General features: G+C 69.4%; 17 protein-coding genes. 5 read left to right on the top strand and 12 right to left on the bottom strand.

Features of this window, described 5'->3' with window-relative positions:
* Positions 1-10 precede the first annotated feature (10 nt).
* The gene (locus HAV39_RS20270; RefSeq protein WP_191840772.1) at positions 11-973 is read right to left on the bottom strand and encodes an FAD-dependent oxidoreductase; all 963 of its coding nucleotides are present in this window, start codon (positions 971-973) and stop codon (positions 11-13) included.
* 173 nt (positions 974-1,146) lie between these two features.
* Between HAV39_RS20270 and HAV39_RS20275 the strand changes: the two genes are divergently transcribed.
* Together HAV39_RS20275 and HAV39_RS20280 are read left to right on the top strand one after the other, a co-directional pair.
* Positions 1,147-2,106 (top strand): SCO2521 family protein, encoded by a 960-nt coding sequence (locus HAV39_RS20275; protein ID WP_191840773.1) that lies wholly within the window; start codon positions 1,147-1,149, stop codon positions 2,104-2,106.
* A gap of 11 nt (positions 2,107-2,117) precedes the next feature.
* Entirely contained in the window at positions 2,118-3,086 is a 969-nt protein-coding gene (locus HAV39_RS20280) for a phosphatidylserine/phosphatidylglycerophosphate/cardiolipin synthase family protein (RefSeq protein WP_191840774.1), read from the top strand.
* On the opposite strand, the gene HAV39_RS20285 is transcribed toward HAV39_RS20280, so the two are convergent.
* Genes HAV39_RS20285 through HAV39_RS20300 form a run of 4 tightly spaced genes read right to left on the bottom strand, consistent with a single transcriptional unit; the run spans position 3,079 to position 7,633 of the window.
* The gene (locus tag HAV39_RS20285; RefSeq protein WP_191840775.1) at positions 3,079-4,059 is read right to left on the bottom strand and encodes an SCO2522 family protein; all 981 of its coding nucleotides are present in this window, start codon (positions 4,057-4,059) and stop codon (positions 3,079-3,081) included. The two genes, HAV39_RS20280 and HAV39_RS20285, sit on opposite strands and share 8 nt — an antisense overlap.
* Positions 4,056-4,973 carry an SCO2523 family variant P-loop protein gene (locus HAV39_RS20290; protein WP_191840776.1) on the bottom strand — a complete coding sequence of 306 codons (918 nt, stop codon included), beginning with the start codon at positions 4,971-4,973 and terminating at the stop codon, positions 4,056-4,058. Before HAV39_RS20290 ends, HAV39_RS20285 begins: the two co-directional genes overlap by 4 nt.
* Before the next feature lie 2 nt (positions 4,974-4,975).
* Positions 4,976-6,844, bottom strand: a complete 1,869-nt coding sequence (locus HAV39_RS20295; RefSeq protein WP_191840777.1) for an SCO2524 family protein — start codon at positions 6,842-6,844, stop codon at positions 4,976-4,978.
* Positions 6,845-6,865: 21 nt separating this feature from the next.
* The gene (locus tag HAV39_RS20300) at positions 6,866-7,633 is read right to left on the bottom strand and encodes an SCO2525 family SAM-dependent methyltransferase (RefSeq protein ID WP_191840778.1); all 768 of its coding nucleotides are present in this window, start codon (positions 7,631-7,633) and stop codon (positions 6,866-6,868) included.
* Positions 7,634-8,043: 410 nt separating this feature from the next.
* Between HAV39_RS20300 and HAV39_RS20305 the strand changes: the two genes are divergently transcribed.
* Positions 8,044-8,955 carry a hypothetical protein gene (locus tag HAV39_RS20305; RefSeq protein ID WP_191840779.1) on the top strand — a complete coding sequence of 304 codons (912 nt, stop codon included), beginning with the start codon at positions 8,044-8,046 and terminating at the stop codon, positions 8,953-8,955.
* Position 8,956: 1 nt separating this feature from the next.
* On the opposite strand, the gene HAV39_RS20310 is transcribed toward HAV39_RS20305, so the two are convergent.
* The 3 genes from HAV39_RS20310 to HAV39_RS20320 all read right to left on the bottom strand — a co-directional run bounded on the left by HAV39_RS20310 (position 8,957) and on the right by HAV39_RS20320 (position 12,360).
* On the bottom strand, positions 8,957-10,369 hold the full coding sequence (locus HAV39_RS20310; protein WP_191840780.1) for a glycoside hydrolase family 18 protein: 1,413 nt from the start codon (positions 10,367-10,369) through the stop codon (positions 8,957-8,959).
* A 126-nt stretch (positions 10,370-10,495) separates the two neighbouring features.
* Positions 10,496-11,533 carry a glycosyltransferase family 2 protein gene (locus HAV39_RS20315; RefSeq protein WP_191840781.1) on the bottom strand — a complete coding sequence of 346 codons (1,038 nt, stop codon included), beginning with the start codon at positions 11,531-11,533 and terminating at the stop codon, positions 10,496-10,498.
* Between the two features lie 53 nt (positions 11,534-11,586).
* Positions 11,587-12,360, bottom strand: a complete 774-nt coding sequence (locus tag HAV39_RS20320) for a VOC family protein (RefSeq protein ID WP_191840782.1) — start codon at positions 12,358-12,360, stop codon at positions 11,587-11,589.
* Between the two features lie 218 nt (positions 12,361-12,578).
* Between HAV39_RS20320 and HAV39_RS20325 the strand changes: the two genes are divergently transcribed.
* A complete protein-coding gene (locus HAV39_RS20325; RefSeq protein WP_191840783.1) occupies positions 12,579-13,169 on the top strand; it encodes a Dps family protein in 591 nt (196 codons plus the stop codon).
* A 101-nt stretch (positions 13,170-13,270) separates the two neighbouring features.
* Here HAV39_RS20325 and HAV39_RS20330 read toward each other — a convergent pair whose 3' ends face one another.
* Positions 13,271-15,046 (bottom strand): glycoside hydrolase family 35 protein, encoded by a 1,776-nt coding sequence (locus HAV39_RS20330; protein WP_191840784.1) that lies wholly within the window; start codon positions 15,044-15,046, stop codon positions 13,271-13,273.
* Positions 15,047-15,270: 224 nt separating this feature from the next.
* Entirely contained in the window at positions 15,271-15,723 is a 453-nt protein-coding gene (locus tag HAV39_RS20335) for an SgcJ/EcaC family oxidoreductase (RefSeq protein ID WP_191840785.1), read from the bottom strand.
* A 110-nt stretch (positions 15,724-15,833) separates the two neighbouring features.
* Between HAV39_RS20335 and HAV39_RS20340 the strand changes: the two genes are divergently transcribed.
* A complete protein-coding gene (locus HAV39_RS20340; RefSeq protein ID WP_239120443.1) occupies positions 15,834-16,307 on the top strand; it encodes a MarR family winged helix-turn-helix transcriptional regulator in 474 nt (157 codons plus the stop codon).
* Positions 16,308-16,522: 215 nt separating this feature from the next.
* On the opposite strand, the gene HAV39_RS20345 is transcribed toward HAV39_RS20340, so the two are convergent.
* Positions 16,523-17,206, bottom strand: coding sequence for a hypothetical protein (locus tag HAV39_RS20345; protein ID WP_191840786.1), 684 nt, complete (start codon positions 17,204-17,206; stop codon positions 16,523-16,525).
* Positions 17,199-17,735, bottom strand: a complete 537-nt coding sequence (locus tag HAV39_RS20350; RefSeq protein WP_191840787.1) for a sigma-70 family RNA polymerase sigma factor — start codon at positions 17,733-17,735, stop codon at positions 17,199-17,201. Before HAV39_RS20350 ends, HAV39_RS20345 begins: the two co-directional genes overlap by 8 nt.
* Positions 17,736-17,750: the final 15 nt, after the last annotated feature.

Here is a 17,750-nt window from a genome sequence, read left to right on the forward strand (position 1 = left end):
CGGAGCCCGGTCACAGCCCGGCGAGCAGCGCGACCACCTCGTCGGCACACCCCCAGGACAGCGTCACCCCGCACCCGGAGTGCCCGTAGTTGTGGATCACGGTGCGGTCCCCGGACCGGTCCACCTCGACGCGCACGCCCGAGACCCGGTTGGGACGCAAGCCCACCCGGCCGCCCCGGACGGCGGCCCCCGCCAGCCTGGGCTCGATGGCGGCGCAGCGCTCGATGATCGCTCGCTCCACGTCCGGATCCCGCCGGAGCTCGACGCTGTCGTCCGGGTGCCCGACGGCGATGCCGCCCAGCACGACATGATCACCGTGCGGCAGGAAGTAGGTCAGGTCGCCGTGGTCGGCGGAATCCTGGAAGAACCAGTCGATCCCCGGGTTGTCCACGACCACCAGCTGACCCCGGGTGGCCTGCAGGTCAGGGTCCTTGATCAGGTCGCGCGCGCCCAGCCCGGTGCAGTTGATCAGAACACCTGGCTCCTGAACCTCCGCGAAGTTGCGCAACGGCCGGGCGAGTTCGGTCACGGTCACCCCGAGCGCCTCCAGGCGTCCGGTGAGGTATCGCAGGTAGACCGGCATGTCGATGAGCGGGATGGTGTGCCACCAGCCCACCACGAAGCCGTCGGGCAGCTCCGAACTGTCGCAAAGTTGATAGTCACTAAGAGCAGTCGCCCAGTCCGGCGGGTCCACGTCGTCGACCGACGCTTCCATGCCCCGCACGAATCGCACCCCGCATTCACCCTCGGCCGTGATGCGCTCGAACTCACGCAGCGTGGCGCTGCTCCACCCCACCACCCTTGCGTCGTCGACCATGTACGGACCCCAGCTCGCACCGGCGAGAGCCGAGGTGGTCTGCGATGGTCGCCGCGCTGCGACCACGCGAACCCGCACCTCCGCCTCCGCCAGGCGGACGGCCGTGGTGAGACCGGACACGCCCGCCCCGATGACGACCACTTCTTGAGCCACCATTCGATTAGATTAACTTACATCTAGAAATGTAAGGACTGCCTTTCGTCTTCCGAGTAACGCTCCGTGATCGAGATCAGACGCTCGGTCTATTGTGTCCTTCAGGCGTCTTGCCACGCCCAATCAGCATGGAGTGAAATCAGTCGATCACTTTTGTCACGGGGCGGGAGTGCGCATTGGCCACCACCAGCGAGGCGACCACGGTCGTCATCGGCGAGGTACACACCGCGCTGCTGCAGCACTCCACTGCGGTCACCACCGCCACCGGTGTCGAACTGCTCGCCCTGACCGTCGGGGAACAGGTGCGCCGATCAGACCGGCCCATCGGATACGCCGTGTCCCCACCGCAGCTGACGGGCGTCGACTGTGACCTGCCCGCGGTGTCCGGCGCCGGCCGGCACTCCGGTGTGACGAGAGTGCGCGCGGTCGGCACGATCACGTCCAGTGCCGTGCTCACCGGTGGGCACGTGCTGCAGGGATCGGCGTACGCCACCGTCGAGCACAGCCCCGGCCACCGGCGCCGGCCGTGGTCGCACTACCTCTCCCGCCCCGGCGTCCTGGAACTGCTCGGCAAGTCCAGCCACCTCGACATCGCGGGCGGCCATCTCCACAGCGGCGGCCCGCAGACCGACCTGCTCGACCTGGGCGCGATCGGCAGCCGGGTCATCGACCAGGTCCAGGCGTCACCGCGGATCGACCGGGCGGCGCCGTTCCGGTCCGCGCGGACCGGCCTGCGCTGGGCCGTCGCCGACGGTGAGGCCGTCGAGTTCCGCGTCGTCGACGGCACCACCCGCACGGCGCGACTGCCCCGGATCAACACGGACGCGCGGGCGGCCGCCGCCCTGTGCGAGGACATCGCCCTGCACGACTGGCTGCTCACGACACTGTTGTCGCTGGTCGGCCGAACCCCCGCCGGCACGGCGGGGCGGCGGCAGGTCATCGAGCGGCTCACACCGGCCCTCGACTACCTGCTGCACCTGTGGATGCCCGCAGCCCGTGTCGACGTCGCGTGGGAGCCGATCTGGCAGGGCCTCGAGCAGCGTCCAGGCATGACCCGACAGTGGCAGACGAACGTCGACCGGGTGCGCGACCAGCTGGCGCTGGCCGTGATCGAGGCATCCCACCGGCGCGCGTGACAGGGGGACCCATGGCCGACCGCAACCCGACCGGCAACCGCACACCGACCAAGATCCTGATCAGCCTCGCCTTCTTCTGCATCACCTTCATCGCGACCTGGTTGTTCGAGGTGCTCGGAACGCAGCCGATGGTCCTGATCGGCTTCGGCTCGTCGCTTTTCGTCGCCGGCGTGGCCTTCGTCGTGCAGTTCCTCTACGACGTGGAGAAGCGGCTCGACAAGATGGAGGAGGAGCTGGAGCGGCACTCAAGGGTGAACGAGGCGCGCATCGACGAGGGCTTCAAGAAGATCAACGCGGCGACGAAGCTGTTCGGCCTGGTCGAGGCCTCGGCGCTGAAGACCGACGCCATCACCCAGCTCGTCGGCAACTCGGTGCGCATCAAGCCCAACCCGCAGCTCGTGTTCGACCTCGCGCAGACCGAGATCCAGCGGCTGTCGGAGATGCTCAAGACACTGGGCGACTCGGGCGACCTCACCTACGACGGCGAGGATCGCGACTGGCTGCTCGGCCTCACCAAACACGTCAACCACTCGCTCGACGCGATCAGCACGACGCTCGACGTCGGCGGGCAGGACTACTTCGACGGCAGCCTGTGGCAGAGCGATCTGGGGCAGCGTTATCTCGAGGCGCAGCGGGACGCCGTCCGGCGCAATGTCCGCGTGCGGCGCATCTTCATACTGGACCGGCCGGAGCTGCGCGAGGACGCCAACTTCCGGCGCGTGGTGGGGATGCACGACGACATCCAGATCGACGTACGAGCGCTGGACCCGACCCTGTTCCCCCGCCAGTTCATCCCGCCGATCTTCGACTTCATCATCTTCGACGGTTCGGTGAGCTACCAGACGTCGCCGTCGGCGCCGGTCACCGAGCCGAGCCGAGCCACGATCGCCAGCACACAGCTCATCACCAACCCGTCGAAGGTGCAGCGCAACATCGACCGGTTCAACGACCTCTGGAAGATCGCCACACCGATCATCTGAAGGGCGCGGACGCGCCGTTGACGAAGGCGTACTCGATCCGGTCGAGGATGTCCGCGGACAGCACGCTGCCTTCGTCGGCCGCGCGGGCGATGGCCAGTCCGTTGACCGCCGGGTCGACCGAGACGTGGTCGAGGATGGCCCGCACCGCACCCTCGATCGGCAGAAAGCGGGTGCTGAGCGCGGAGAAGGTGCGGTAGGCGAAGAACGGGCGGGCGTTCGGGCGCAGCCGGAGCACCGGCGGCAGCTCATGCCAGGCGGTTCCGAGCGGGCCGGCCGGGTTCTGCGGCACCGCCACCGCCTGCCCCTCGTGCCGCAGCAGGCCGAGCCGCAACAGTTGCCACACGGCCGCCAGCATCGGGCACGACCACCGGCGCTCGCCCCGCGGCGCGTCCCACAGCTCCACGTCCATGAAGATCGAGTGGTTGTTCGGCAGATTCTGGCGGGGTGGTCGCCATGGCGTGACGGCTTCCATGGCCTCGGCGACGACCTCGTGCGGTGACCGCTCGCCGTTGCTCAACCAGCCGGTCTCCGTGACGGGCGGGCGGCTGCCGTTCGCGCGCCGCGGTGGCGGTTCCTCCACGAGGCGGCCCTCGACCAGCCGGGCCGGCTCGACGGCGCCCGCGGTCGCGCAGGCCGATTCCCGCGCCAGGTAGTCGATGATCAGTCCCGACTCCGCCGCCGCCTGCTGGAGCAGCGGCACCAGCTCATCCGGCGAGCCGAACGGCGAGAAGTAGTCGTCCACCAGGAAACAGGTGCTGATCCGCGCCTTGGGCCCCCACTGCGCCCGGCACACCTCCTCAGCTGTCTGCGCCCATGGTCTGACCTTGGCGAACAGCTCCACCAGGCGGCGGTATCCCGCCTTGAAGTCCTCCATGTAGAGGTGCCCGAGCTCGATGGACAGGTGTGACAGCGACACCTCCTGGAGCTTCGGCGTGGCCACGCTCTCCTGGAACACGACCTCCAGGCCGGTCACGCGCCCTCCCAGACGGTGTCCTCGGTGAGCAGCTTCGCGATGCCGTCGAAGGCCTCCACCGTCGCCGTGTTGGCGATCTGCTTGGTCACCGTGTCCGCGTCGGAGATCAGCTGCTCCCGCAACTGGAGCACCGGCTCCAGCGGCACCGAGCCGAGGGTCACCGCGTGACCCATCCGCTCCGTGCCCGCCAGCCGCTGCAGCTCGCCGTTGTACGCCTCGAACCACTCCATCTGCGCCGGACGCAGCCCGGAGAGCTGTTCCGAGCTGGGGTCGACCACCGCGGTCCGGACGAACCTGACAGCCCGGCGCAACCGCTCCGGATCGTGCCCGCGGGCGGCTCCCATCTCGACGATCCCCCGCTCGCCGTAGACCAGGCCGGACGCCGCGATGATGTGCTGGCGCGTCCACCGGTGGAACACCAGCCAGCGGGCCACCACGCCGCGCAGCTGCGGTGCGGCCAGCGCGGCCAGCACGATGTCGGTGGCGTACGACCGCCCGGAGCTGAGATCCACCAGGGTGATGTCGAACTCCTCCTCCATCCGCAGCATCAGCCGGACGCACCGTTCGACGATCCCGGGATCGGCCGCGAACTCGGCCCCGCCGCTGTCCCCCGGGATCAGGCAGAGCTGCCCGGCCCCGTCGGGCCGGCCGCGCAGGCTCAACCGGTCGGACTCCCCCCAGACGTCGACCCGCATCGGCCAGTTCACCTTGTTGCGCAGGTAGGAGTGGAGCCCGTTGGTACGGGTGCCGCGCGCCAGATCCGCGATCGCGAAGATCGCTCCGGCGGTCGGCGAGCCGAAGTCGAAATCCAGATAGCAGACGTCGCTGCCCTGCAGCGACCTGCGGTAGATGAGGTTGCTGCTGGTCACCGACCTCCCGGTGCCGCCCTTGTCCGAGGTCGCGAAGACGAGCATGATCAGGACGCTCCCGTCACGTCACGCCGTGCCTCCGTCAGACTGTCCAGCTCCCGCAGGACGTCGAGCACCAGCGCCACCGTGGTGCCCGGCCGCTCGGCCGTGATCTCACGAGCATGTCGCAGCCGGGTGCGCAGCGCCTGCATCGCGTTGCGCATGTTGAGCCCGGTCTCGGCCGAACCGACGAGTTGCTGCTTGTCGAACAGGTGCTCGGCCTCTGCCAGCAGCTCCCCGGCGAACCCCAGCAGTTCGTCGCTGCGCAGCGGATCGGTGCGCGCGAGGTCTGCCGCGAACACCAGGCTCTCCACCACCCGGACCGTGTGGTGCCAGCTGAGCCGACTGATGCTGACGTCGGCCTGGTCGAGCAGGCCCGCGGCCGTCGGCGCGAACGCGCCCAGGGGCAGGTCCCACAGGCCCCGGCTGCGACCGTGCTGGATGCGGCGTTTGAGCAGGTGCTCCCAGATCTCGTCGGCCAGCGTCAGCAGCTGCCCGCGCAGTTGGACACTGCTCAGGTTGCGCGCGATGCGGATGGTCCGCTTGAGCAGCAGCGGCGCGAAGTCGGTGGCGACCCAGTTCAGCACGGGCACGCCCTGAGGGTCGTCGAGCTCGATGACGACGCCCGGATGGTGCATCGCCAGCGCCGTGTCGGCGGCGACGGGACGGCGGGTGATACGAGCCCGGTTGGCGAGCTCCCCGAGGATGCGCCCGAGGCGGCTCAGGTCGGCGTCGCTGTCGCGGTCCTCCAGCAGACCCCGGGTGGCGATCGAGGTCACCAGGAGGCTGAAGTAGTCCGACTCGGCGCCGTCGGTGGTGCGCCAGGGCAGGTCCTCCAGCGGCCAGCGGCCGGGGCCGAAACTCGCGATGACCGACCAGTAGTTCTGCGTCAGCTCCCAGCGCAGCTGCAGGGCTGCCGCCAGTCGCAGCTGCTCGTCGTTCAGCAGGCGCAACAGGCGGGTGCGGGCGGAGAACAGGTCGGCGATGCCGTCGAGCGCCTGCACGGTGAAGTAGAGGTAGGGCGCGTCATAGGCGTATCCCGGCGGCTGGGAGCCCGAACTTTCGACGAAGTCGACCTGCGGCGCGCCCTGGATGATGCCCCACGACCAACCACACTCGAACAGCCGGTCCGGTGACTCGAGGTCGTTGAGCTGCTCGATGCCCACAGTCAGGTCGCGCAGACCGGCGATGGTCGGGCGTAGCGCCTCACGCAGATCGGTGACCAGCCGGTTGTCCGAGAGGTTCGACTGGTTGATCGCCCGGATCAGGTGCTGGCCGTGCGGGCTCGCGGCCTCGTAGGTGAACACGGTGAAGCTGCGCAGCAGCCCCACCATCGCCTCGGTGAGGCGCTTTCGCGCCAGATCCACCAGCTCGTCCAGCTCGTCCAGCTGATGCTGCTGGTAGCTGCCGGGCGCCAGGGAGCCGCGGTAGACACCCACGAAGCCCAGCGTCGCCAGGGTGAGGGTGATCGACAAGGCGAACGACTCGACCACGTCCAGCGAGGCCTGCTCGTCTGCCAGCTCCGCGCCGGCCTCCAGGCTGGCCAGATATGAACCGCCCGGGAAGATCGGGCGGCCGTCGTCGCCGGAGTATTTGCGGTGATAGTCGATGAGAGCCTTGACCAGCGCCTGCGGAATGCGGAGCTTGTTGCCGAACGCCTCCATCGCTCTGGCGACGTCGTCCTCCGTCTGGTCGGGCTGGTCCAGCCGGAAACGCGGGATCTCCGTCGCGGGCAGCATGACGCACAGCAACTGCTCAGCGTCCTTGATCGAGTCCCACCCGTTGTCGCCGCCCCACACCCACTCGCCGTCGACGTAGGAGTTGCGGGCCGCGGCCCGCCAGATCTCCAGCAGCTGTTGACGTGGTTGGATCTTCATGGCCGCCCGTCCGCCGTTCCGTCAGCTGAGTGCGACTCCCGTCGCGAGGATCATGCCGCCGTAGCCACGGCGCAACGGCTTCTTCGTCTCCACCAGGTCGATGTCGATGACCTCGCACACCACCGATAGACAGTCTTTCACGTCGGTTATGTCGACGGCAACGGCCGGGAACTGAGTCTTGTCCACTTTGTAGCCTCGTGAATCAGCCATGAAAGCGGCCGCGAAAGGAGCACCCGGCTTGAGCGCCCGGCCGAAGCATTCGACGGCCCGCCAGAACTCACGAGGGTCATAGGTGAGCGACTCGGCGACGAAGAACATGGTGCCCATGTCCCATTCGCGTTCCGGCAGTTCGAAGATGCTCATCCGCTCGACCTTTGCGGCCTTGCGCAGCGCCTCCCGCGGATTGCTCACGTTCTGGTATGCGGGCAACGCCCGATAGACGTCCCAGAACTCGTCCCAGTAGGCGTCGTAGCGCTCGATCTGAGCATTGAGCCAGCGCACGTTCGACCGCGAGAACTCACGTAGCTCGACGCCTTCGCAGAACGGCAGCATCGACATCGCGGGATAGAGGTTGGCGCCACTGCCGACGTCCAGGCCGCGCCGCTGTGCGGTGGACGGCTTCAGGTGCTGCTGGAAGAACTCGCCGACCCTCGTCATGATCGCGGTGTCGTCGTCGCGCAGGCTGACGTAGTTGTGGGCGCAGTACCAGTCGGAGTTGAACCCGTCCCAGTCGAAGTCGGCGTTGTAGACGCCCTGGGTCGCCTTCACGGCCGCCGCCGGTTGCCTCATCGTGCCCTTCGCTCCGTGGCCACAGGCGGAAGCGCGGGATGGCCACAGTTCCCGCCCGGCGAAACCCAGATATCAACGAACGTCGAGGCTGACGGTAGCGCCCCGGCTCCACACCCGCCTGAGCAGACAGCACCAAGTGGGCCATGTCAATGGGTCGTAGGCACGAAATGCATGAATCAGCATCACAACGAACGCAGAGAGTTCAACGAGATGGGACGCAGGTGGTATCGAGGTTCACCCGACCCGGTGGCACGCCCCGGCCGATCGGAAGGCCTTCCGAGCTGTGCAGCGGACCTCGCGCGGACGATGCGCGACCGAACCTGTCCATCGATTGGGCACACTATGCGAGCGGACTTCCGCAATGGCCGAGAGTCCCACCTGATCGCCGCCCCGGACTGCGAGGACCACACATGAGCATGAAACCCTTCAGTGCCCGGATACCCAGTTGGCTGCCGACGACGCTCGGGGCTGTGGCATCCACGGCACTCGCCGCATACCTGTACGCCATGACGGATCTGGCGGCGGGCATCGCCACGCTCGCCGGCCTGATCGGCATCACGGTCGCGCTGCAGCTGGAGCTCCTGCTCAGGAGCAAGCGCGCGGAGTTCGCGGAGATCCGGCGAAACAGGATCATCGCGGCGATCGAGCAGACCCCCTGGCTGCCGGGAACGCTCGACGGCATGCTGCGACATCTTCGCCACGTGGCGACGGCCTACGACGACACGGCCGCCGTCGGGCTGGCCCGCAAGGCGTTCGACGACTGCGGTCATGTGCTGGCCGACCTCCAACGCGGCATCTACGTGCCCCGCGACGGCGAATCGTCGAACGAGCTGGTGAACAACCTCACCGGAGCCGCCAGGAGGTCCCTGCGTGCCACGACGTCCGACAGCGAACTGGGCTTCTGGACGTCCGACGCAGGCCGCCGCTACCTTCGTCTGCATCGACGAGATGGCAGCAGTCTGGACAAGCAACGCATCTTCATCTACCACGAGTGGACGCCGCTGCACGAGACCGTCGCCGCGGAGCAACTGGAACTCGGCATCAAGGTCTACACCATCCCGCTGCGCAGGCTGCCCGCCGCGCAGGCGATCGGCATCATCATCTGGGACGACACCGCGGCGTTGGATCTGACCTTCAATGCCGCGGGCAAGGACATCTTCGCCAGGTTCACCTTCGCCCGACAGGACGTCGACAGGCTGGCCACCCTTTACAGCGCCATTCTGGAAGAGGCGCAGCCGTGGATACCCGGCAGCATTTCACTCGGCGGCGACACGAGTGTGGCTGGCGGCCCCGCCAAGGCGGACCCGCCAGCCACCGAGTGAGTTACCGCAGGACCGGGTTCAGCGCGCCGATGAGCGCGTTGTCGTCGGAGTCCTGGCTGAGCTCCCACGCCATCGCGCCGCGCAGGCCGAGCAGTTTGATCAGCGCGGTGCGCTCGGCGAGCGACTTCGGATCGGTGTACACGATCGTGGTCGGGGCGGTGACGGTGCCGGTGGTGAGCACGTGCTCCGCTGCCGGGTTCCACAGGTACGGCTCACCGGCGAACACGTTCCACTTGCGGGTCCATCCGTTGGCGCCGGCCCCGGCGGGGGTCAGCACGCCAGACACGTCGACCAGGTCGTGGTACGACGGCTGCGGCTTGGAGTCCCAGACCAGCGAGTCGGGGTTCATGCCGGTGTTGTCGAACGCCTTGTACAGCCCGTTGGGGTTGCGGATGTACTGCACGCCGTAGAAGGGCACGCCGACGACGATCTTGCTGGCGGGCACCCCCTGGGCGAGGTAGTAGCCCACGGTGCCGACGGTGTTCCAGGTCCAGTCGTCGGCCTCGGGGTCGCGCGGGTCGCCGGTGAACAGCGTGCTCGGGCCGGCCACGGAGCCGCCGGGCACGTTGAAGTCGTAGGTCATGATGTTGACCCAGTCCATCGACTTCGAGAACTCGCGCAGCTCGTAGTACTTGGTGGAGCTCTTCGCCGCGGGCAGCGCCGCGGTCAGCAGGTAGTGCTTGCCGTCGAGGCGGCCCTGCGCGTCGAGCTGGCGGCGGAACTCCTGGGCCAGCAGCGTCGCGTTGTGCCGGTCCTCCGGGCCGTAGTCGACGTTGCTGTCGGCCTTGGCCGTCGGGTACTCCCAGTCGAGGTCGATGCCGTCGAAGATGCCCTTCGCGACGCCGATGCCGCCCGCGTCCTCGGGCCAGCCGCCGGTCGGCAGGTTGCCCTTGATGAAGGTGTCGATGCAGGCCGCCACGAACGCCTGGCGGCGTTCCGGGGTCTTCGCGACGCTGGAGAACCAGGTCGACTTCGTCCAGCCGCCGAGCGAGATCTCGATCTTCAGGTGCGGGTTGGCCGCCTTGAGTTTGCGCAGCTGGTTGAAGTTGCCGTAGACGTTCTGGCCGGGGTACGTGTCCGCGACACCGTCCACGGTGTTCTCCGGACCCCAGTAGACCTGCTGGTAGTCGGCCCACGGGTCGAGCACGTCGCAGCCGACCGCGCCGGTGGCCTGGTTGAACGTCGGCACGCCGAAGGCGTACTGGATGACGTTCAGCTTGTCGGCGGGGATGTCCTTGACGAAGTAGCCCCGCCCGTAGACGGACCAGTTGGTGAAGTAGGCGGAGATCACCTTCTTTGGCGCGTCCGGCTTGGGGGCGCCGCCGGCCGCGGTGGCCGGAGCTGCCAGGAAGCCGGCGCCCAGGGCCAGGGCGACCGCCCCGGCGATGCCCGGGCGGAGCAGTGTTCTGAGCATATGCACTCCCATCGTTCGTCCATGCGAACCTTCACGCGGGAGCGGCACTTCAGTCAAGAGACCTAACAGTTAGATTTCCTAAGTGTCCCAACGGATTCGGGCGCTGCCTGCGGCTGACGGGATGGATCAGCCGGGCCTGCGGAGGTGCGGGTCCGCGGAGACCGCCGCCCGGCGGGGGCGCACCGGCTCGTCGTGGAATTCGGGCTCCGGTCTGCCGTCGGCCCGCCGGTCCTCGGTGAGCGAGTCCTCGCCCACGAAGTAGCCGGGCCGGGCCTGGATGCCCCGGTAGATCCGGCCCACGTACTCCCCCAGCAACCCCAGGCAGATGAGCTGGGCCGCGCCGAGGAACAGGACCACCAGCGAGAGCGAGGTCCAGCCCGGCACCACGGCGCCCTGGAAGTACGCCACGAGCACCTTCACCACGGCAACGGCGCAGGCCAGAGCCCCGAGCGCGCCCAGCCAGATGCCCAGCCGCAACGGGGCCGCGGTGAAGCTGATGATGCTGTCGACCGTCAGGTTGATCATCTTGGCGAGCGGGTACTTGCTGGTCCCCGCGGCCCGCTTCTCCCGGGTGTAGACGACCTGCCCACTGGGGAAACCCAGCCACGGCACCAGCAGGCGGTAGACAGGGGCCTGCTCGGGCAGGCTGCGCAGCGCGTCCACCATGGCCCGGCTGAGCAGCCGGAAGTCACCGGCGCCGGCAGGCATCCGGTTGCCGACGATGCGGCGCATCAGCCGGTAGTAGAGGTCGGCCGTGCCCCGTTTGAAGGCGGTGTCGCTGGCCCGGTCGCCGCGTACGCCGTAGACGATGTCGAGGCTCTGCGCCTCGGCGAGGCCCAGCATCTCGGCGATGACCTCGGGCGGGTCCTGCAGGTCGGCGTCGAGGGTGACCACGTGGTCGCCGCGCGAGCAGTGCAGGCCCGCGGTGAGCGCGGCCTGGTGCCCGCTGTTGCGGCGCAGGCGGATCAGCCTCAGCTCGGGCCACTTCGCCCGCATCAGGGTCACCATGGCGGCGGTGGCGTCGCGGCTGCCGTCGTCGACGGCGACCACCTCGTAGGTCCGGCCCAGCCCGTCGAGGACCGGGCGCAGCCGGCTCACGAGCAGGGGCAGGACCGCCTCCTCGTTGTACATCGGGATGACGACGGACAGTCTCGGCACGGCCATGACGAAACGATAACCATTGAAGTGCCGAACGCCTCCGTTCGCGCCCGGCTGTCTCAGATGGAGAAGTCGGGGTTGTTCTTGATCACCGAGAAGGTCGCGCCCTGCGGGTCCTTCAGGATGGCGAACCGCCCGGCGGGCGAGTCCTCCGGTGGCATGACCTTGGTCGCGCCCAGCTCCAGCGCCTTGGCGTAGGCCGCGTCGCAGTCGTCCACCGCGAAGTAGACCGACCAGTGCGACGGCATCGGGCCCCACGCGGCGTCGATCGGCATGGCGCCCGCCACCGGCCGGCCCTCAGCCTCCAGCAGGGTGTAGGTCATGCCCTCCGCCATCGACACGTCGCGCATGCTGACCCCGAAGACCTCCTGGTAGAACACTTTGGCGGCGTCGATGTCGGAGGTCATCAGCTCGTTCCAGGTGACGCTGCCCGGCTCGTTCGCCAGCTCGAACCCGTCGAACGCCAGCGGCTGCCACGCGGAGAAGAACGCGCCCTCGGGGTCCTGGAACACCGCCATCCGGCCCTGGCCCATCACGTCCATCGGGGGCACGATGACGGCGCCGCCGTGCTCGGCGACCTTCGCCATGATGTCGTCGGCGTCGTTCGCCGCGAAGTACGTGGCCCACGAGCTGCCCCGGCCGCCGTCGGTGGCGGGGCCGAGCCCGGCGACCTGCCTGCCGTCCTTGCGGAACATCCGGTAGCCGCCCGCGTCCGGGCCCAGGTCCTCATCGGTCCAGCCGAACAGCCGCCCGTAGAAGGACACCGAGCCGTCGACGTCCGTGCTGCCCAGATCGACCCAGCTCGGGGTGCCCTGCTCATACTTTGCCGCCATGCCGACATCCTTGCTCCGCGCGCGCGAGAAGACCCTGGCATCGCCGAAATTCCGCTGAAAGAGCAAAGACGGCGGCGGACTTCCGCAACCGGCAGCCCGCCGCAGGCCGCTCCTGAAAGACTGGCCACGGTGTGCCGCGTACCCATCGGGTCGGCATTTCTGCTGGTCGCAAGCCTGCGCTCGGCTTTGCCGGCGCGGCCGGAACGAGAGGAACCTCGATGCCCACCAAGTCGCCCGCGAAGGCTGCCGCGGCCCGCGGCAGCCAGCCCATGCTGCACCAGAAAGGCGTGCAGATCCAGGAGTTCGGCACCGTCCGCCAGCTCCCGGTGGGTCTGTCCCACGACGCCCGGATGTACTCGTGCGAGCGGCTCAACCAGTGCCTCGCCGACTCGCAGATCCTCTACGGCCTCTACAAGAAGCACCACTGGCTGATGCGCGGCCCGACGTTCTACCAGCTGCACCTGCTGCTGGACAAGCACGCGGGCGAGCAGCTGGCGCTCATCGACACCATCGCCGAGCGGGTGCAGACGCTCGGCGGCGTGGCCGTCGGCGACCCGCGCCACGTCGCGGAGATCACCGTCATCAAGCGCCCGCCGGACGGCGTCGAGGAGGTGCCCGCGATGATCTCCCGCCTGCTGGAGGCGCACGAGACCATCCTCGTCGCCGCGCACGACGCCGCCAAGCGCGCGGACGAGATGGGTGACGACGGCACGAACGACCTGCTCGTCTCCGACGTGATCCGCACCGGCGAGCTGCAGGCCTGGTTCCTCGCCGAACATCTGGTGGACACCCCGCTCGTCGAGTCCTGACCCGCACCGCGCCGCGCGCCCGTCCCGAGGTCGCTCGACTTGCCAGGCAACTGTGCGCATCTTGACCGCGCAGCCGGCCGTCTGCCTGGCAAGTCGAGCGATCAAGCGATGTACGTGATGGGGGTGCCCAGGTCGGGTTGCTCGCGGACTTCGATCACCGGCTGGTCCGGCTCCGCGTCGAGTTCGAGCACGACGATCTCGTTGTCGCCCTCGCGCAGCAGCGGCCACGGCACGTACAGGGTGACCTGAGGGCCGGCCTCCCAGTACCGGCCGAGGTTGAACCCGTTGACCCAGACGTAGCCCTTGTGCCACCCGGGCAGCGCGAGGAACGCGTCGCGCACCTCGTCCACGTGCAGCACGCCACGGTGGAACACCGGCCCGGCCGCGCCGGTCGCCCGCCCCCACGGCAGCACCGAGAGGTCGTCCAGCGGCACCGGATCGATCTCGTATCCGTGCAGGAACTGCTGGCCGTGGAAGACGCCGCCCACGATGCCCTTGCGCTCCCCCACCAGCGGGCCGTAGTTCACCCGGCCCATCGCCTCCACCACGAGGGTCACGTCGGCCCCGGCGCCGTCGACCGGCACCGGCAGCCCGCTCGGCTCGTTGCGGTCGAGGATGCCCGCCGGCGATCCGTCCACCAGCACCAGCGCGCGATCGTGCAGCCCCTTGACCCGCAGCCGGTGGCCGGTTCGCGGCCCGGGGATCGTGGTCCGGTAGACGGCCAGCCCGTACGCCTGGCCAAGCTCTTCGAGCGACTTCGTCGTGGCGCTGTGCACGGTGCCGGTGGACAGCACGTCGAGGCAGTCCAGCAGCGACAGGCGCTGCGTCAGCTCGACCTGCCCGGCGGGCAGCGTCTTGGGCTGCTCCGACGGCGGGTCGGGCAGTTCCACGCCCCGCCCCAGCACCTCCCGGAACGCCCAGTACTTCGGCGTCAGCGCACCGTGCTCGCTCAGCGGGGCGTCGTAGTCGTAGGACGTCACGTCGGGCAGGTACACGTCGTCGAGGAACTCGCCGACCGCGTTGGCCCCGGCCAGGAAGCCGAAGTTGGTGCCGCCGTGCGCCATGTAGAGGTTGACCGACGCCCCCGCGTCCACCATCTCGGCCAGCGTCGCCGCCGCCTCCGCCGCGGGCCGTACGTGGTGGTCCTTGCCGTGGTGGTCGAACCACCCGTTCCAGTACTCCATGCAGAAGGACGGCCAGCGGCGCAGCGCCGTCATCTCGGCGAAGCGCTCCGCCGGGCGGCTGCCGAAGTTGGCCGTGGCGAAGACGCCGTCGAGCGTGCCGCCGGTGACCATCAGGTCGGTCGGGCCGTCGGAGGTGAACAGCGGCACCTCGATGCCCCGGGCGCGCAGACCGTCGGCGAGGTGGCGCAGGTAGCGCCGGTCCGAGCCGTACGAGCCGTACTCGTTCTCGACCTGGACCATCAGCACGTTGCCGCCCCGGGTCGCCTGGTGCGGCGCCAGCTGCGGCACGAGCTGGTCGAAGAACCGGTCGACCGGCTCCAGGAAACGGGGGTCGTGGCAGCGCAGCGGGATCTCCTCGGTGGCCCGCAGCCAGGCCGGCAGGCCGCCGTTGTCCCATTCCGCGCAGATGTACGGGCCGGGCCGCACGATCGCGTACAGGCCCGCCTCCGCCGCCTCGGTCAGGAAACGCCCCAGGTCGATCCGGCCGTCGAAGTCGAACTCGCCCGGCCGGGGCTCGTGCAGGTTCCACGGCACGTACGTCTCGATGGTGTTCAGGCCCATCGCGCGCAGCTTGCGCAGCCGGTCGCCCCACTGCTCGGGCAGCACCCGGAAGTAGTGGATCGCCCCGGAGAGCACCTGGAACGGTTTGCCGTCGAGCTCTAGGGCGTCCGGCGTGACGGTGAAGACTGGCATGGTCGCGGAGTCTAGACCAATGGAAAGCGCTTTCACCAGCCTTCGGATGCATATTCGTCGCCAGAGCCGGTACTGGCGACGTAACCGGTTACCTTCATCGCGAAAGTGCGGAGCGGTCAGGCCCGGCCGGCGAGGCGGCCCTCGTCGAGCAGCGGAGCGCCTTGCCGGGCGGATACCCGCCGCACGGGCTCGCCAACCGTGTCCGCGCACCCCGACTTCCGCTCTCAGCGGACGGCGGGCCGCGTGCCGGGAGCGAAGCGGAACTGGATCGCCTCCATCAGCGTGCGGCGCTGGGTGTTGTGGAAGGCGGCCACCCGCCAGCCGTCGGGTTCGCGTACCAGCGTGTAGGTCTGGACCTTCGTCGGTGCGGGGCTGCGGCGTCCTTTGTAGGTGTCGCCCCGGCCGACGACCACGGCGGTGTCCGGGCCGAGGAACGTGGTGGCGATCGTCTCCCCGGCCAGCCGGGTGCCCTTGGTGAACGCCTTGAACAGGGCGCGATGGCTCTCGGTGATGTCGGCACGACCCCGGTAGACGGTGCCGACGAAGGTCACGTAGGTGGCGTCGGCGGTGAAGGCGCGGCCGAACGCGTCGGCGTCGGCGGCCTCCCAGGCTGCCGCGATCGAGGCGAGGAGCTGTTCGATCGCCGCGAGGTCGGCGGTGCGGTCGGCGTGGTTCACGTGTTCCTCCCTGGTCGGCCGGGCCTAGCATGGGCTCCGGACACACAGAAACTGCATGAGCGCAATATCTGCACGCATGCAGAGATTAGCGCGGAGGGAGCCGCCACGCCATGGCCGACGCCACGCCGCCCGCCGGGATGCCGTCCGGAGCGCACGAGACCTTCCGGCGCTACCTCGACGCCATGACCGCGCACGCCCAGGCCGCGGCCGACGCGGCCGGGATGCACCCCACCGACTGGGCCGCGCTGAGCACGCTGAACCTCGCCGGCCGGCTGACCTCGGGCGAGCTGGCCGAGCGCACCGGGCTGACCACGGGCGCGACCACCCGGCTGATCGACCGCCTCGAACGCGCCGGGCACGTACGCCGGGTCGCCGACCCCGCCGACCGCCGCCGGGTGCTGGTCGAGCCGGTGCCGAAGCTGGACGTGGACACCATCGTCGGCCCGGCGCGGCAGCGGCTCGGCGAGGTGTTCCAGGGATACCGACCCGAGGAACTGGCGGTGCTGTTCGACTACTTCTCGCGCGCCGCCGACGCGCTGCTCACGGCCACCCGCGAGGTCCGCGCCGGCACCGCCCGCCGCTGACCGGAGACCTCGACGCAAACATCCACCAGGGACAATGCCCGACGGGTGTGACACCGCGGCACTCGGGACACAGGTGGGACATGAACGTGCGTCGGGTACGGGTCGGTGGCGAGTTCGTCCATCAGTCCGCCGTGGACACCCCCGCCGTGCCGCAGATCGAGCCCCGGGGACCGGGCCGGTCTCGGTCATCGCCCGCCACAGCGGATAACCGGCGCTCAATACGCGGACGGGCCGCGGTCCTGGAACACGTACGTGGTGGTCAGGTACTCGGGAAGGTCCGGCACCAGGGCATCGGTGCCGTCGACGACCTGCACGTAGCGCTTGCCCTGGAACAGCGACCAGCTCCCGTCGGCCTCCCTGTCGATCCTGAACAGCTGCGCCTGCGCGGAGGGCTCGCAGGCCCGGCCGCGCACAGTGCCCGGCGCGGCGTCGTGCACCGCCGTCATGCAGACCTGGCCCCGTGACGCGGCCAGCACGATCCGGAACAGGTTCCCCTCGGGCCGCAGGACCCATCGCGCACGCTCGTCGGCACCCTGCTCGGCGGTGGCCCGCACCTGGTCGTCGTCGCCGCCGAGCGCGAGCACTGCCCCGCCCATGCTCGGCACCACGATCGCGATCTCCCGCCGGCCGGCCAGGATCTCCTGCGGTCCCGCCGAAGCGGCCACGGACGCGACGGCCGACGGCGGAAGCGCGTCCGCCGGATCGGGCGCGGTCTCGCGCGTCCGCAGCAGGGCGGTGCCGGTGGCCACGACCAGCACGACCAGGGCGGCGCCGGTGACCGAGGCACGGCGCCGGCGACGTCGGTCGCCACGTTCGCGCAGCATCGACGCGGGGGGAAGCTTCGTGGCCCGCTGGACCTCGTCGGCGATCGAGGTGAGGTCGTCGTGCAACTCAGCCATGGGGGGCCTCCTCGTGGTCCGCCTCGGTCAGCATCCCGGCCATCGCGCGGCGACCCCGGGCGAGGTACGTCTTGACGGTCCCGACGGGCTTTTCCATCTCGGCCGCCACGTCGGCGACGCTCATGTCGTTCAGGTGGTGCAGCACGACGGCGCGGCGCTCGACGGCGCTCAACTGCTGTAACGCCTGCAGCAGGGCGACGTGGTCCTCGGTGAGTCCGGGCACGCTGAGGTCGACGGCGGCGCGGCGGTGCGCGCGGATGCGGTTGAACGCCTTGCGCCAGGTGCTCACCGCGATGCGGGAGGCGACCCGGCGGACCCAGGCCTCGGGGCTGTCCGCGTCGCGTACGGTCGACCAGCGCTGCCAGGCCCGGGTGAACGCCTCGGCGACGGCGTCCTCGGCTTCGGCGCGGTTGCCGGTCAGCGTGTAGACGTGACCCACGACCCGTCCCGCACAGGCGGCGTAGAAGGCGTCGAACTCCTCGGCGTCACTCGTCCGGCCCGTGCCCCCGAAGCCTCGTCCCGTGGTCACCCGGCGAATGCAACT

The sequence above is a fragment of the Catellatospora chokoriensis genome (assembly GCF_011297315.1).
GTDB classification, from domain to species: Bacteria; Actinomycetota; Actinomycetes; order Mycobacteriales; family Micromonosporaceae; genus Catellatospora; species Catellatospora citrea.